Origin of the sequence: Pseudomonas sp. VA159-2 (assembly GCF_024126635.1) — a bacterium.
GTDB lineage: Bacteria > Pseudomonadota > Gammaproteobacteria > Pseudomonadales > Pseudomonadaceae > Aquipseudomonas > Aquipseudomonas muyukensis.
In genome coordinates this window covers 64651-80030 of record NZ_JAMYBV010000009.1, presented here as the reverse complement: position 1 = coordinate 80030, position 15380 = coordinate 64651, and the positions used below count along the sequence as shown (strand labels likewise).

Sequence of the window (15380 nt, the reverse complement as noted above, 5' to 3'; positions counted from 1 at the left end):
TTTGCGGTATCAAGGAACCAGACAGCCGAATCCTGCAGCACAGGTGGCGTCATCCAGGCCCTCCTTGCCAGGTGCGCTCCCCGCCCGTAACAACGCGGATACGGGGAGAACGGCAGTCACTCTGCGGCGCAGCCGTATGCGCCGTGTGGCTTTCACATAAGGTGACCGAGTATGGATGACCAAGGACGCACCCCTTCCTCCAACCAGCCAATCCTGTATGTGCTCGATACCAACGTCCTGATTCACGACCCCAACGCCCTGCTCAACTTCGAGGAGCACCACGTCGCCATACCGATGACGGTGCTGGAGGAACTCGACAAGCTCAAGACGGGTAAACACACCATCGCCGCCGAATGTCGCCAGGCCATCCGCCTGATCGACCAGACCCTCGGTGATGCCTCGCCCAGCGATGTCGAGCAGGGCGTGCCGATCCAGCGTGGCAAGAGCGGGCCCAAGGGCTTCCTGTCCATCCTCATGAGCACGCGCAACGAACCCAACCGCCTGCTCCCCGAGAACCTCGCCGACAACATCATCATCAACCAGTTGCTGGACCTGCGCGGCAAGCGCCCGGACCTGGACGTGGTGCTGGTTACCAAAGACATCAACATGCGCCTGAAGGCGCGCGCGTGTGGGATCGCCGCCGAGGACTACAGCACCGACCAACTGGTCGATGATGTTTCCTTGCTGTCCAAGGGCTACCACTCGGTAACCGGTTCGTTCTGGGACCGGGTCAGCAAGGTCGACACCCGCCAGGAGCGCGGTCGTACCTGGCATCGGGTGCAGATGATCGACAACCTGCCGGCGGTGCACATCAACGAGTTCATCATCGACGAACAGGGCTTCGTCGGCTGGATCAAGGGTATTCGCGACAACGAACTGCTGCTGCTCGACCTGCACCAGGAGCCGCTGCTGCACCAGGAGGCCTGGGGCCTGAAGCCGCGTGACATCCACCAGAGCCTGGCGCTGTTCGCCTTGCTCGACCCGGATATCCACCTGGTCAACCTGACCGGCGCCGCCGGTTCCGGCAAGACCATCCTGGCGCTGGCCGCGGCCATCGAGCAGACCATGGTCAGCAAGCGCTACCGGCGCATCATCGCCACCCGCAGCGTACAGGGGCTGGACCAGGAGATCGGCTTCCTGCCAGGCACCGAGGCGGAGAAGATGGAGCCTTGGCTGGGGGCGATCACCGACAACCTCGAAGCCTTGCACATGGATGACGAGAGCACCCACGGCAGCGTCGAGTACATCCTCGAAAGGGTGCCGCTGCAGTTCAAGTCGCTGAACTACATTCGCGGGCGCAGCTTCCAGCAGAGCCTGATCCTGATCGACGAGTGCCAGAACCTCACGCCGCACCAGATGAAAACCATCATCACCCGTGCCGGGGCCGGCTCGAAGGTGGTTTGCCTGGGCAACCTGGCGCAGATCGACACCCCGTACCTGTCGGCCACCAGTTCCGGGTTGACCTACCTCACCGAACGCTTCAAGGACTTCCCCCACGGCGTTCATATCACCTTGCAGGGCGTGCCACGCTCGGTACTGGCCGAGTACGCCGAGTCGCATCTGTAACAATAAGTCGCTTGTGCGCCGGCAAGGCCGGCTCCTACAGAACCGCGTAGGAGCCGGCCTTGGCGGCGAATGGGCCCGGTGCGTCGAATGACCCCTCTGCTCAAACCTGACCCACAGGTTTACACTCTGCTTTCCCTTCACAGGAGCAGAGCTGTGCTGACTCATCTTGATTCCCAGGGGCGCGCCAACATGGTCGACGTCACCGAAAAAGCCGTGACCGCCCGCGAGGCGCTGGCCGAGGCGCGGGTGCGCATGCTGCCTGCCACGCTGCGCATGATCGTCGACGGCGAGCACCCCAAGGGCGATGTGTTCGCCGTGGCGCGCATCGCCGGTATCCAGGCGGCGAAGAAGACCAGCGAGCTGATCCCGCTGTGCCACCCGCTGATGCTCACCAGCGTCAAGGTCGAACTCGCCGCCGAAGGCGAGGACGTGGTGCATATCGTCGCCCGTTGCAAGCTGGCCGGGCAGACTGGCGTCGAGATGGAAGCCCTGACCGCCGCCAGTGTTGCCGCGCTGACCCTCTACGACATGTGCAAGGCGGTGGACAAGGGCATGGTTATCGAGCAGGTACGCCTGCTGGAGAAGACCGGCGGCAAGAGTGGCCACTACAAGGTGCAGGGCTGATGAAGGTCAAGGTCATGTATTTCGCCCGCTACCGTGAATGCCTGGGCGTCGATGGCGAGCCCCTGGAGGGCGATTTCAAGGTGCTGGCCGATGTGCGCCAGGCCTTGTTGGGCAAGGGCGGGCAGTACGCGGTGCTGGCCGAGCAGAACCTGATGTGCGCGCGCAACGAAGAGCTGTGCCGGCTCGACGAAGCGCTGGAGGAAGGCGACGAGGTCGCGTTCTTCCCGCCGGTCACTGGAGGTTGAGCATGAGCGTACGGGTACAGGAAGCGGCGTTCGACCCAGGTCTTGAGGTCAACGCCATGCACGCTGCCAATGTCGGCGTGGGCGCGGTGGCCAGCTTCGTCGGTTATGTGCGCGACTTCAACGATGGCTTGGAGGTGGCGGGGATGTTCCTCGAGCACTACCCGGGCATGACCGAGAAGGCCTTGCACAAGATCGTGGTCGAGGCCCAGGCGCGCTGGCCGCTGCTCAAGGTCGAAGTGCTGCACCGTGTGGGTGCGCTGGAGCCAGGCGAGCCGATCGTCTTCGTCGGCGTGGCCAGCGCGCACCGGCAGGCGGCGTTCGACGCCTGCAACTTCATCATGGATTACCTGAAGACCCGGGCGCCGTTCTGGAAGAAGGAAAACACCCAGCAGGGGCAGCGCTGGGTGGAAGGCAAGCAGAGCGACCAGGATGCGGCGGGGCGCTGGGAGTCCTAGGCTAAGGCCGCTTCCTGTAGGAGCGGCCTTGTGTCGCGATAGGGCCGCCTCGCGGCCCCGGATCTGAGCATCGATGCAGATATTGCAGGGGCCGCTTTGCGGCCCTTTCGCGACACGAGGCCGCTCCTCCAGGGAGGTGGGCGGCCTTGAAGCTCAGTGATGCTTGCGTGGCACCGGCTTCAACAGCTCGTCCGGCGGCATCTCGCACTTGATCTTGCGTCCCAGCAGCTCCTCGATCGCCGGCAACTGGTAGGAGTCGTCCTCACCGGCAAAGCTGATCGACACGCCGCTGGTGCCCGCGCGGCCGGTACGGCCGATACGGTGCACGTAGTCGTCCGGGTCTTCCGGCAGGGTGAAGTTGATCACGTGGCTGATGCCGTCGATGTGGATGCCACGGCCGGCCACGTCGGTGGCCACCAGCACGGTGATGCGCCCCTCGCGGAAGCTCTCCAGGGTGCGGATACGCTTGTGCTGCGGCACGTCGCCCGACAGTTGCGCGGCGTTGATGCCGTCGCGCACCAGTTTTTCCTCGATGCGCCGTACCTCGTCCTTGCGGTTGGCGAACACCATCACCCGTTCCCACTTGTTCTGCGTGACCAGGTTGTACAGCAACTTGTACTTGTCGCTGCCGGCCACGGCGTAGACGTGCTGCTCGACGGTCTCGCTGGCGACGTTCTCTGGCTCGATCTCGACGATGGCCGGGTTGGTGGTCCACTGCTTGGCCAGGTTCATCACATCGTCGGTGAAGGTGGCGGAGAACAGCAGGGTCTGGCGTTCGCTCTTGGGCGGGGTCTGGCGGATGATCTGCCGGACCTGGGGAATGAAGCCCATGTCGAGCATGCGGTCAGCCTCGTCCAGCACCATCACCTCGACCATGTCCAGGTGCACCTCGCCGCGCTGGTTGAAGTCCAGCAGGCGGCCCGGGGTGGCCACCAGGATGTCGCAGTGGCGTGCCTCGAGGGCCTTGAGCTGCTTGTCGAAGTCCATGCCGCCGACGAAGCTCATCACGTTCAGGCCGGTGTACTTGGTCAGGGCCTGGGCATCCTTGGCGATCTGCACCACCAGCTCGCGGGTCGGGGCGATGATCAGCGCCCGCGGCTCGCCCATGTAGCGTTCCTTGGGCGGTGGCGTCTGCTGCAGCTGGGAAATGATCGAGATCAGGAACGCGGCGGTCTTGCCGGTGCCGGTCTGGGCCCGGCCGATGGCGTCCTGGCCGCGCAGCGTGTAGCCGAGCACCTGGGCCTGGATCGGCGTGCAGTAGGGGAAGCCCAGGTCGTGGATGGCATGCATCAGCTCGTTGGTGAGCTTGAAGTCGTGGAAGCGGGTCTTGCCTTCCTGCGGCTCGACCACGAAGTCCTCGGGCTTCCACAGGCTGGCCTGGGGCTTGGGCTTGCGCTCGCGGCGTGGTTTTTCCTTGGCAGGCTGCTCGGCGCGCGGCTGTTCGGCGACCGGGGCCGCGACGGCCTGGGGCTCGGCCTTGGCCTTGGGCGCAGGTTTGGACCTGGGTTTGCCGGCAGGGCGCTGCGGCGCCTGGGCGGCGGCCGGCTGTGGGGCCGGCGCGGGCTGGGGCGCGGCGATGGACGGCGCGGCGTCAGCTTTGGCGAATATTTTCTTGAGTGCCTTGAGCACGATCGTCTCGTCAACTGGTTAAGGAATGTACGCCGGGCAGTGTAATGCAAGAATCGGGCGCGGCGTAGTGGAATGCGCGCTGGGCTACAGGCTCATTGCAACTGGCGGCTCAGCCAGTCGTGGATGTCGTTGAGTTCCTCGACCACCACCTCGTGTTCCATCGGGTACTCGTGCCAGCGCGCGGCCACGCCCCAGGTATTGAGGTACTCGAACGCGGTACGGCCCATGGACGGGATCACCACCGGGTCGTGCACGCCATGCAGGCACAGCGCCGGGGTGCGTTGCTGGCAGGCGCTCAGTTGCTGGGCGTCGCTGAAGGTCGGGGCGTAGGTGGACAGGGCGATGACCCCGCCCAGCGCTTCCTGCCACTTTATATAGGCGGTGTGCAGCACCACCGCGCCGCCCTGGGAGAACCCGGCGAGGAAGATGCGCGCCAGGTTGATGCCCTTGGCCTGTTCGGCCTTGATCAGGGCGATCACCTGGTCGGCGGATTCTTCCAGCTGCGCCTCGTCGATGGCCCGCGCCGGGGTCATGGCCTTGATGTCGTACCAGCTGGGCATCGGGTAGCCGCCGTTGATGGTCACCGGGCGGGTCGGTGCCTGGGGCATGATGAAGCGCGTGCTGAGCAGGCGTTCCTGCATGAATTCCGCTACCGGTAGGAAGTCGTAACGGTCGGCCCCCAGGCCGTGCAACCAGATCACACAGGCGTCGGCGGTTTTCTGCGGTTCGAGAATCAGCGGTTGGGTCATGACTGCTCCGAAAAAGGGCGTGTGTACTGAGAGCGTGCGTAAAAAACAGACGCTGGTAGGCGATGCCAGCAAAAGGATGTCGCAACTCTACAACTTTTGAGACTTGACGGCCGTTTTCTCGTTTTGTTGTAGGACTGTGGTACGGGCTTTGCTATGTCCTTGGCATGCGCAGAGGTGGACCTTCGCGGTAACACCCTTCGTATGGATTGAAGGCTGTCACAGAACAGCCCATTGCGCCATTGACCCAAAAACAAGCCAACCAGGGGTCGGATGCGCCTCATAAGGGTGCGGTGCAATTCCGGCTCATACAACAAGAGCGATTTGGAGGTTGTTGATGAAGATGTTGAAAACCACGCTGGCAGTCCTGACCGCCGCCGCCGCGCTGGGCGCCACCAGTTTCGCCCAGGCCGGCGCCACCCTCGATGCGGTGAAGAAGAAGGGCTTCGTCCAGTGTGGCGTGAGCGACGGCCTCCCAGGCTTCTCGGTGCCTGACGCCCAGGGCAAGATCGTCGGCATCGACGCCGATGTCTGCCGCGCCGTGGCCGCCGCGGTGTTCGGCGACGCCACCAAGGTCAAGTTCAGCCAGCTCAACGCCAAGGAACGCTTCACCGCGCTGCAGTCCGGCGAAGTCGACGTGCTGTCGCGCAACACCACCTGGACCAGCTCGCGCGACGCCGGCATGGGCCTGGTGTTCGCCGGTGTCACCTACTACGACGGCGTCGGTTTCCTGGTCAACAAGAAGCTCGGCGTCTCCAGCGCCAAGGAGCTCGATGGCGCGACCATCTGCATCCAGGCCGGTACCACCACCGAGCTGAACGTCTCGGACTTCTTCCGCGCCAACAACCTCAAGTACACCCCGATCACCTTCGACACCTCCGACGAGAGCGCCAAGTCGCTGGAGTCCGGCCGCTGCGACGTGCTCACCTCGGACAAGTCGCAGCTGTTCGCCCAGCGCTCCAAGCTGGCCGCGCCGACCGACTACGTGGTACTGCCGGAAACCATCTCCAAGGAGCCTCTGGGCCCGGTGGTGCGCAAGGGCGACGAGGAGTGGTTCAGCATCGTCAAGTGGACCTTGTTCGCCATGCTCAACGCCGAGGAGGCCGGCATCACCTCGAAGAACGTCGAGGCCGAGGCCAAGGCCACCAAGAACCCGGACAACGCGCGCCTGCTGGGTGCCGACGGCGAGTACGGCAAGGACCTCAAGCTGCCCAAGGACTGGGTGGTGCAGATCGTCAAGCAAGTCGGCAACTATGGCGAAGTGTTCGAGAAGAACCTGGGCCAGAGCACCGACCTGAAGATCGATCGTGGCATGAACGCCCTGTGGAACAACGGCGGCATCCAGTACGCGCCACCGGTGCGCTGATGGCTGCACCCCGCGGCGGCATCCTGCCGCCGCGGGTCGTTCGAATCCCTTCTTTTCGGGGCACTTCATGCAAAATCAAATCGGCGCACAGAAAGGGGTTTCCCTGAGCGATCCACGTGTGCGCGCGTGGCTGTTCCAGATCGTCACGGTGGTGTTCGTGGCGGGCCTTGGCTGGTACCTGTTCCACAACACCCAGACCAACCTGCAGCACCGGGGCATCACCTCGGGCTTCGACTTCCTCGAGCGCAGCGCCGGCTTCGGCATTGCCCAGCACCTGATCCCCTACGTGGAATCGGACAGCTACGCCCGGGTGTTCGTCATCGGCTTGCTCAACACCCTGCTGGTGACCTTCATCGGCATCATCCTGGCCACCTTGCTGGGCTTCGTCATCGGCGTGGCGCGGCTGTCGCCGAACTGGATGATCAACAAGCTGGCGACGGTGTACGTGGAAACCTTCCGCAACATCCCGCCGCTGCTGCAGATCCTGTTCTGGTACTTCGCGGTGTTCCTGACCCTGCCGGGGCCGCGGGGCAGCATCAATATCGAAGACACCTTCTTCATCAGCAACCGCGGCCTGAACATGCCCGGCGCCTCGATGGCCGAGGGCTTCTGGCCGTTCGTGCTGGCGCTGGGGCTGGCGATCGTCGCCATCGTGTCGATGGTGCGCATGGCCAACAAGCGCTTCGACGAAACCGGCCAGCCGTTCCACAAGTTCTGGGTCGGCCTGTTGCTGCTGGTCGGCATCCCCGGTGTCTGCGCGCTGCTGTTCGGCAGCCCGGTGCTCTGGGAAGTGCCGCAGCTCAAGGGCTTCAACTTCGTCGGTGGCTGGGTGCTGATTCCCGAGCTGCTGGCCCTGACCCTGGCGCTGACCATCTACACCGCGGCGTTCATCGCCGAGATCGTGCGCTCGGGTATCCGCTCGGTCAGCCACGGCCAGACCGAGGCGGCCCGTTCGCTGGGCCTGCGCGAGGGCCCGACCCTGCGCAAGGTGATCATCCCCCAGGCGCTGCGGGTGATCATTCCGCCGCTGACCAGCCAGTACCTGAACCTGGCGAAGAACTCGTCGCTGGCAGCCGGTATCGGCTACCCGGAGATGGTCTCGCTGTTCGCCGGTACCGTGCTCAACCAGACCGGCCAGGCCATCGAGGTGATCGCCATCACCATGAGCGTCTATCTCGCCATCAGCATCAGCATTTCGCTGCTGATGAACTGGTACAACAAGCGCATCGCGCTGATCGAACGGTGAGGGTCCAACCGTGACAGCCCATGTTTTCAAACCTGACATGCCGCCACCGGTGAAGACCGTCGGCGTGCTCGCCTGGATGCGGGCCAACCTGTTTTCCAGCTGGCTCAACACCCTGCTGACCCTGTTCGCCCTGTACCTGGTATGGCTGATCGTGCCGCCGCTGGTGCAGTGGGCGTTCATCGACGCCAACTGGGTCGGCAGCACCCGCGCCGACTGCACCAAGGAGGGCGCCTGCTGGGTGTTCATCCAGCAGCGGTTCGGCCAGTTCATGTACGGCTACTACCCGACGCAGCTGCGTTGGCGGGTCGACCTGACCGTGTGGCTGGCCGTGCTTGGCGCCGCGCCGCTGTTCATCAAGCGCTTCCCGCGCAAGGCGGTGTACGGCCTGGGCTTCCTGGTGCTGTACCCGATCATCGCCTACACCTTGCTGCACGGCGGCGTGCTGGGCCTGGACACGGTGCCCACCAGCCAGTGGGGCGGCCTGATGCTGACCCTGGTGATCGCCACCGTCGGCATCGTCGGTGCCTTGCCCCTGGGCATCCTGCTGGCGTTGGGGCGGCGCTCGAACATGCCGGCGGTGAAGGTGGTCTGCGTGACCTTCATCGAGTTCTGGCGCGGCGTGCCGCTGATCACCGTGCTGTTCATGTCCTCGGTGATGCTGCCGCTGTTCCTGCCCGAGGGCATGAGCTTCGACAAGCTGCTGCGGGCGATGATCGGCGTGATCCTGTTCCAGTCGGCCTATATCGCCGAAGTGGTGCGCGGCGGCCTGCAGGCCATACCCAAGGGCCAGTACGAAGCCGCCGCGGCCATGGGCCTGGGCTACTGGCGGGCGATGGGCCTGGTGATCCTGCCCCAGGCGCTCAAGCTGGTGATCCCCGGCATCGTCAACACCTTCATTGCCCTGTTCAAGGACACAAGCCTGGTGATCATCATCGGCCTGTTCGACCTGCTCAACAGCGTCAAGCAGGCCGCGGCCGACCCGACCTGGCTGGGCATGGCGACCGAGGGCTATGTGTTCGCTGCCCTGGTGTTCTGGATTTTCTGTTTCGGTATGTCCCGCTACTCCATGCACCTGGAGCGCAAGCTGGACACTGGCCACAAGCGTTAGGAGTTTCGAAATGAGTGAAGCGATCAAGCAGCCTGCCGGCCCCGAAGGCATCATCCAGATGCAGGGCGTGAACAAGTGGTACGGCCAGTTCCATGTGCTCAAGGACATCAACCTGAACGTGCGCCAGGGCGAGCGCATCGTCTTGTGCGGGCCGTCCGGCTCGGGCAAGTCGACCACCATCCGTTGCCTCAACCGTCTGGAGGAACACCAGCAGGGGCGTATCGTCGTCGATGGCGTCGAGCTGACCAACGACCTCAAGCAGATCGAGGCGATCCGCCGCGAGGTGGGCATGGTGTTCCAGCACTTCAACCTGTTCCCGCACCTGAGCATCCTCGAGAACTGCACCCTGGCACCGATGTGGGTGCGCAAGATGCCCCGGCGCAAGGCCGAGGAAATTGCCATGCACTTCCTTGAGCGCGTGCGCATTCCCGAGCAGGCGCACAAGTACCCGGGGCAGTTGTCCGGCGGTCAGCAGCAGCGCGTGGCGATTGCCCGGGCGTTGTGCATGAAGCCGAAGATCATGCTGTTCGACGAGCCGACCTCGGCGCTCGACCCGGAAATGGTCAAGGAGGTGCTCGACACCATGGTCAGCCTGGCCGAAGACGGCATGACCATGCTCTGCGTGACCCACGAGATGGGCTTTGCCCGCACCGTGGCGAACCGGGTGATCTTCATGGACAAGGGCGAGATCGTCGAGCAGGCCGCGCCGGACGACTTCTTCGACCGGCCGCGCAGTGATCGGACCAGGCTGTTCCTCAGCCAGATCCTGCATTGATGCACCTGGGGCTGCTGGCGCGGTCGCTGCTGTAGGAGCGGCCTTGTGTCGCGATGGGCTGCGCAGCGGCCCCGGGGAGATGTGCTGCGAAGCTGAAAACCTGGGGCCGCTTACGCAGCCCATCGCGACGCAAGGCCGCTCCTACAGGGCCCCTGGTGCGATTCTTACTTCTCTTCTTTGGCGGCCACCGGCGCCGGTGGCGGGCGCAGCCCCACCTCGGCCACCAGCTTCAGTTGCTGCCCGTTGCGCACCACCTCGATGGTGATCTTCTCGTTGGGCTTGATCCGCGCCACCTGGTTCATCGACTTGCGCCCGTCGCCGGCCGGCTCGCCATTGATGCTCAAAATCACGTCGCCCAGCTGCAACCCGGCCCGCGCCGCCGGGCCATCGCGGAAGATCCCCGCCACGACGATGCCCGGGCGGCCCTGCATGCCGAACGACTCGGCCAGTTCCTGGCTCAGCGGCTGCACTTCGATGCCCAGCCAGCCACGGATCACCTGGCCATGCTCGACGATCGACTTCATCACCTCCAGCGCCAGCTTGACCGGGATGGCGAAGCCAATGCCCTGGGAGCCGCCGGACTTGGAGAAGATCGCCGTGTTGATACCCACCAGGTTGCCGTTGGCGTCCACCAGCGCGCCGCCGGAGTTGCCCGGGTTGATCGCCGCGTCAGTCTGGATGAAGTCTTCGTAGTTGTTCAGGCCCAGCTGGTTGCGGCCGGTGGCGCTGATGATGCCCATGGTCACGGTCTGGCCGACGCCGAACGGGTTGCCGATGGCCAGGGTGACGTCGCCGATGTGGATGCTGTCGGAGCGGCCGATGGTGATCGCCGGCAAATTCTTCAGGTCTATCTTCAGCACCGCCAGGTCGGTTTCCGGGTCGTTGCCGATGACCCGGGCCAGGGTCTCGCGGCCGTCCTTGAGGGCCACGACGATCTGGTCGGCACCGCTGGTGACGTGGTTGTTGGTCAGCAGGTAGCCCTCGGGGCTCATGATCACCGCCGAGCCCAGGCTCGATTCCCAGCGCCGCTGCTTGGGCAGGTTGTCGCCGAAGAAACGGCGGAACTGCGGGTCTTCGAACAGCGGGTGGGCGCTCTTGTTCACCACCTTGGTGGTGTACAGGTTGACCACGGCGGGCGCGGCGAGGGTCACCGCATCGGCATAGGATACCGGGCCCTGCATGATCTTGGTGGTTTGCGGTGCCTGCTGCAGGTTGACGTCCTGGCTGGGCAGGCCGACCCATTGCGGGAAGCGCTGGATGATCAGCAGGGCGATCAGCACGCCGGTGAGCAGGGGCCAGCCGAAGTAACGCAGAGCCTTGAACATGAATGAATCCTGGGAGTAGGGCGGGGGCCATGTCAGTTCGGCCCGGGGCGAGCGCGCGCGATCATACACGTGAAAAAAACGGCTGGCGATGGTTGCTGTATCGCCGGGCAAGCCCGCTGCCACGCCGTGTGTGTACGGTGTGGCAGCCGGCTGGCCCCACGAGGGGGGAGTACCCTGACAGCGGTTCCCCCGAAACCGGCGACGGCCCATAATGGCGGCCATTATAGGGCCTGGGGCCCTGCCGCAACGCCGAATTCGAGGAGATTTTTCATGGCCGTCGCCCTCAATACCCTGGTCGAGGAAGCCGAGCGCTACCTGGGCAGCGCCAGGATCCCGGACTATTGCCCCAACGGCCTGCAGGTCGAGGGCCGCCCGCAGGTCAGCCGCATCGTCAGCGGCGTGACCGCCAGCCAGGCGCTGCTGGACGCCGCGGTCGAAGCCGAGGCCGACCTGGTGCTGGTCCACCATGGCTATTTCTGGAAAGGCGAGAATCCGTGCATCACCGGCATCAAGCAGCGCCGCCTGAAAACCCTGCTCAAGCACGACATCAGCCTGCTGACCTTCCACCTGCCGCTGGATGTGCACCCGGAGGTGGGCAACAACGTGCAGCTGGCGCGCCAGCTGGACATCACCGTCGAAGGCCCGCTGGACCCGAACAACCCCAAGGTGGTCGGCCTGGTCGGCTCGCTGGCCGAGCCGCTGTCGGTACGTGACTTTGCCCGGCGTGTGCAGGAGGCCCTGGGCCGCGAGCCGCTGGTGGTCGAGGGCGAGCAGATGATCCGCCGGGTCGGCTGGTGCACCGGCGGTGGGCAGGGCTACATCGACAATGCCATTGCCGCCGGGGTCGACCTGTTCATCAGTGGCGAGGCTTCCGAGCAGACCTTCCACAGTGCCCGGGAAAACGGCATCAGCTTCATCGCCGCCGGGCACCACGCCACCGAGCGCTACGGCGTGCAGGCGCTGGGCGATTACCTGGCGCGGCGTTTTGCCCTGGAGCACCTGTTCATCGATTGCCCGAATCCGATCTGATGATGCAGATGGCGTTCCTGTAGGAGCGGCCTTGTGTCGCGAAAGGGGCGCAAAGCGGCCCCAGGATTTCAGCGTTGATGCATAGATCGCCGGGGCTGCTTTGCAGCCCTTTCGCGACACAAGGCCGCTCCTACAGGGGCCTCGCAGGTCCCAAACCCCCAGTCATATCGTTAGATTGTTTCGATCTAGGCAGCCTCCTAAATAGAACAGGGCGCTGTGATAAAGTGGCTCGCTCGAACACGGCCCGCAGGCCGTCCATAAGATCGTTTTTCGTGAGTAGCCATGGTCGACAATCTGACGCACTTGAAACAGCTGGAGGCGGAGAGCATCCACATCATCCGCGAGGTGGCCGCCGAGTTCGACAACCCGGTGATGCTGTACTCGATCGGCAAGGATTCCGCGGTCATGCTGCACCTGGCGCGCAAGGCGTTCTTCCCGGGCAAGCTGCCGTTCCCGGTGATGCACGTCGACACCCAGTGGAAGTTCCAGGAGATGTACCGCTTCCGCGACAAGATGGTCGAAGAGATGGGCCTGGAGCTGATCACCCACGTCAACCCCGAGGGTGTGGCGCAGGGCATCAACCCGTTCACCCATGGCAGCTCCAAGCACACCGACATCATGAAGACCCAGGGCCTGAAGCAGGCACTGGACAAGCATGGCTTCGACGCCGCCTTCGGTGGCGCGCGCCGCGACGAAGAGAAGTCGCGGGCCAAGGAGCGCGTCTACTCGTTCCGCGACAGCAAGCACCGCTGGGACCCGAAGAACCAGCGCCCGGAGCTGTGGAACATCTACAACGGCAAGGTCAACAAGGGCGAGTCGATCCGCGTGTTCCCCTTGTCGAACTGGACCGAGCTGGACATCTGGCAGTACATCTACCTCGAAGGCATCCCGATCGTGCCGCTGTACTTCGCCGCCGAGCGCGAAGTGATCGAGAAGAACGGCACCCTGATCATGATCGACGACGCGCGCATCCTCGAGCACCTCTCCGAGGAAGAGAAAGCGCGGATCGTCAAGAAGAAGGTGCGTTTCCGTACCCTCGGCTGCTACCCGTTGACCGGGGCGGTCGAGTCCGAAGCCGAGACGCTGACCGACATCATTCAGGAAATGCTCCTGACGCGCACCTCCGAGCGCCAGGGCCGGGTCATCGACCACGATGGCGCCGGTTCCATGGAAGACAAGAAACGTCAGGGCTACTTCTAATTTTCAGGGTTACTCCATGTCGCACCAATCCGATTTGATCAGCGAAGACATCCTCGCTTATCTGGCTCAGCATGAGCGCAAAGAACTGCTGCGTTTCCTCACCTGCGGCAACGTGGACGACGGCAAGAGCACCCTGATCGGGCGCCTGCTGCACGACTCGAAGATGATCTACGAGGACCACCTCGAGGCCATCACCCGCGATTCGAAGAAGTCCGGCACCACGGGTGAGGAAGTCGACCTGGCGTTGCTGGTCGACGGCCTGCAGGCCGAGCGCGAGCAGGGCATCACCATCGATGTCGCCTACCGCTACTTCTCCACCGCCAAGCGCAAGTTCATCATCGCCGACACCCCGGGCCACGAGCAGTACACCCGCAACATGGCCACCGGCGCGTCCACCTGCGACCTGGCGATCATCCTGGTCGATGCCCGCTACGGCGTGCAGACCCAGACCCGCCGGCACAGCTACATCGCCTCCCTGCTGGGTATCAAGCACATCGTCGTCGCGGTCAACAAGATGGACCTCAAGGGCTTCGACGAGCAGGTGTTCGAGTCGATCAAGGCCGACTACCTGAAGTTCGCCGAGGGCATCGACCTCAAGCCATCGAGCCTGCACTTCGTGCCGATGTCGGCGCTCAAGGGCGACAACGTGGTCAACCGCAGCGAGCGCTCGCCGTGGTACACGGGCCCGGCACTGATGGAAATCCTCGAAACTGTCGAGATCGCCGGCGACCGCAATGTCACCGACCTGCGTTTCCCGGTGCAGTACGTCAACCGCCCGAACCTGAACTTCCGCGGCTTTGCCGGCACCATCGCCGGGGGCGTGGTGCACAAGGGCGACGAGATCGTCGTGCTGCCGTCGGGCAAGAGCAGCCGGGTCAAGTCCATCGTCACCTTCGAAGGTGAGCTGGAAAACGCCGGCCCAGGCCAGGCGGTGACCCTGACCATGGAAGACGAGATCGACATCTCCCGCGGCGACCTGCTGGTGCATGCCGACAACGTGCCGCAGGTGGCCGACCAGTTCGACGCCATGCTGGTATGGATGGCCGAGGAGCCGATGCTCCCGGGCAAGAAGTACGACATCAAGCGCGCCACCAGCTATGTGCCGGGCTCGATCGCCAGCATCAGCCACAAGGTCGATGTGAACACCCTCGAGCAGGGCGCCGCCAGCGCGCTGCAACTGAACGAGATCGGCCGGGTGAAAGTGGCGCTGGACAGTGCCATCGCCCTGGACGGCTACGACAGCAACCGCACCACCGGTGCGTTCATCGTCATCGACCGCCTGACCAATGGCACCGTCGGCGCCGGTATGATCATCGCCCCGCCGGTACTGCCCCATGGCAGTGCCGGGCAGCACGGCAAGCTGGCCCATGTGTCCACCGAGGAGCGTGCCCTGCGCTTCGGCCAGCAGCCGGCCACCGTGCTGTTCAGCGGCCTGTCTGGCGCGGGCAAGAGCACCCTGGCCTATGCCGTGGAGCGCAAGCTGTTCGACATGGGCCGTGCGGTGTATGTGCTCGATGGCCAGAACCTGCGCCACGACCTGAACAAGGGCTTGGCGCAGGACCGTGCCGGGCGCACCGAGAACTGGCGCCGCGCCGCCCATGTGGCGCGCCAGTTCAACGAAGCCGGCATGCTGACCCTGGCCGCGTTCGTCGCCCCGGATGCCGAAGGCCGCGAACAGGCCAAGGCGCTGATCGGCAAGGAGCGTCTGGTGACTGTCTATGTGCAGGCCTCGCCGCTGGTCTGCCGCGAGCGTGATCCGCAGGGCCTGTATGCCGCTGGCGGCGACAACATCCCGGGCGAGAGCTTCCCGTTCGATGTGCCGCTGGATGCCGACCTGGTGATCGACACCCAGTCGGTCAGCGTCGATGAAGGCGTGAAGCAGGTGCTGGATATGTTGCGCCAGCGCGGCGCGATCTGAGTATCCGCGTGACCTGAGAAACCCCGCTTCGGCGGGGTTTTTTGTTCGCTTCGGTAGCGCTGGGGCTGCTTTGCAGCCCTTTCGCGACGCAAGGCCGCTCCTACAGGCGATCGCGTTCCCCTGTAGGAGCGGCCTTGCGTCGCGAAAG

14 protein-coding genes are annotated in these 15380 nt (G+C 64.4%); 11 read left to right on the top strand and 3 right to left on the bottom strand.

Features of this window, described 5'->3' with window-relative positions; genetic code table 11:
- Positions 1-171 precede the first annotated feature (171 nt).
- The 4 genes from NJG22_RS11140 to moaE all read left to right on the top strand — a co-directional run bounded on the left by NJG22_RS11140 (position 172) and on the right by moaE (position 2890).
- A complete protein-coding gene (locus NJG22_RS11140) occupies positions 172-1566 on the top strand; it encodes a PhoH family protein (RefSeq protein ID WP_217852951.1) in 1395 nt (464 codons plus the stop codon).
- Positions 1567-1719: 153 nt separating this feature from the next.
- Entirely contained in the window at positions 1720-2190 is a 471-nt protein-coding gene (gene moaC, locus NJG22_RS11135; protein ID WP_253094543.1) for a cyclic pyranopterin monophosphate synthase MoaC, read from the top strand.
- Positions 2190-2435, top strand: coding sequence for a MoaD/ThiS family protein (locus NJG22_RS11130; RefSeq protein WP_217852955.1), 246 nt, complete (start codon positions 2190-2192; stop codon positions 2433-2435). The genes moaC and NJG22_RS11130 overlap by 1 nt, the downstream gene beginning before the upstream one ends.
- A 2-nt stretch (positions 2436-2437) precedes the next feature.
- Complete coding sequence (moaE, locus tag NJG22_RS11125; RefSeq protein WP_253094541.1) at positions 2438-2890, top strand: molybdopterin synthase catalytic subunit MoaE; 453 nt, start codon at positions 2438-2440, stop codon at positions 2888-2890.
- 153 nt (positions 2891-3043) lie between these two features.
- Here moaE and rhlB read toward each other — a convergent pair whose 3' ends face one another.
- Both rhlB and NJG22_RS11115 read right to left on the bottom strand, forming a co-directional pair.
- Positions 3044-4519 carry an ATP-dependent RNA helicase RhlB gene (rhlB, locus tag NJG22_RS11120; RefSeq protein WP_253094539.1) on the bottom strand — a complete coding sequence of 492 codons (1476 nt, stop codon included), beginning with the start codon at positions 4517-4519 and terminating at the stop codon, positions 3044-3046.
- A 92-nt stretch (positions 4520-4611) separates the two neighbouring features.
- Positions 4612-5268, bottom strand: a complete 657-nt coding sequence (locus NJG22_RS11115) for an alpha/beta fold hydrolase (protein ID WP_253094537.1) — start codon at positions 5266-5268, stop codon at positions 4612-4614.
- Between the two features lie 334 nt (positions 5269-5602).
- Between NJG22_RS11115 and NJG22_RS11110 the strand changes: the two genes are divergently transcribed.
- The 4 genes from NJG22_RS11110 to NJG22_RS11095 all read left to right on the top strand — a co-directional run bounded on the left by NJG22_RS11110 (position 5603) and on the right by NJG22_RS11095 (position 9760).
- On the top strand, positions 5603-6631 hold the full coding sequence (locus tag NJG22_RS11110; protein WP_253094535.1) for an amino acid ABC transporter substrate-binding protein: 1029 nt from the start codon (positions 5603-5605) through the stop codon (positions 6629-6631).
- 67 nt (positions 6632-6698) lie between these two features.
- Positions 6699-7877, top strand: coding sequence for an amino acid ABC transporter permease (locus NJG22_RS11105; RefSeq protein ID WP_253094533.1), 1179 nt, complete (start codon positions 6699-6701; stop codon positions 7875-7877).
- A 10-nt stretch (positions 7878-7887) separates the two neighbouring features.
- Positions 7888-8985 (top strand): amino acid ABC transporter permease, encoded by a 1098-nt coding sequence (locus tag NJG22_RS11100; protein ID WP_253094531.1) that lies wholly within the window; start codon positions 7888-7890, stop codon positions 8983-8985.
- A 10-nt stretch (positions 8986-8995) separates the two neighbouring features.
- Entirely contained in the window at positions 8996-9760 is a 765-nt protein-coding gene (locus tag NJG22_RS11095) for an amino acid ABC transporter ATP-binding protein (RefSeq protein ID WP_253094529.1), read from the top strand.
- 164 nt (positions 9761-9924) lie between these two features.
- Here the strand turns inward: NJG22_RS11095 and algW are convergent, their stop codons facing one another.
- Positions 9925-11085: a Do family serine endopeptidase AlgW gene (gene algW / locus NJG22_RS11090; protein ID WP_253094527.1), complete on the bottom strand. Its 1161-nt coding sequence runs from the start codon at positions 11083-11085 to the stop codon at positions 9925-9927.
- Positions 11086-11355: 270 nt separating this feature from the next.
- On the opposite strand from algW, the gene NJG22_RS11085 reads away from it, so the two are divergent.
- From NJG22_RS11085 to cysN, 3 genes are all read left to right on the top strand, one after another.
- On the top strand, positions 11356-12114 hold the full coding sequence (locus NJG22_RS11085) for a Nif3-like dinuclear metal center hexameric protein (RefSeq protein WP_134691115.1): 759 nt from the start codon (positions 11356-11358) through the stop codon (positions 12112-12114).
- Positions 12115-12396: 282 nt separating this feature from the next.
- A complete protein-coding gene (gene cysD, locus NJG22_RS11080; RefSeq protein ID WP_134691113.1) occupies positions 12397-13314 on the top strand; it encodes a sulfate adenylyltransferase subunit CysD in 918 nt (305 codons plus the stop codon).
- Between the two features lie 16 nt (positions 13315-13330).
- Complete coding sequence (gene cysN, locus NJG22_RS11075; RefSeq protein WP_253094525.1) at positions 13331-15232, top strand: sulfate adenylyltransferase subunit CysN; 1902 nt, start codon at positions 13331-13333, stop codon at positions 15230-15232.
- Positions 15233-15380: the final 148 nt, after the last annotated feature.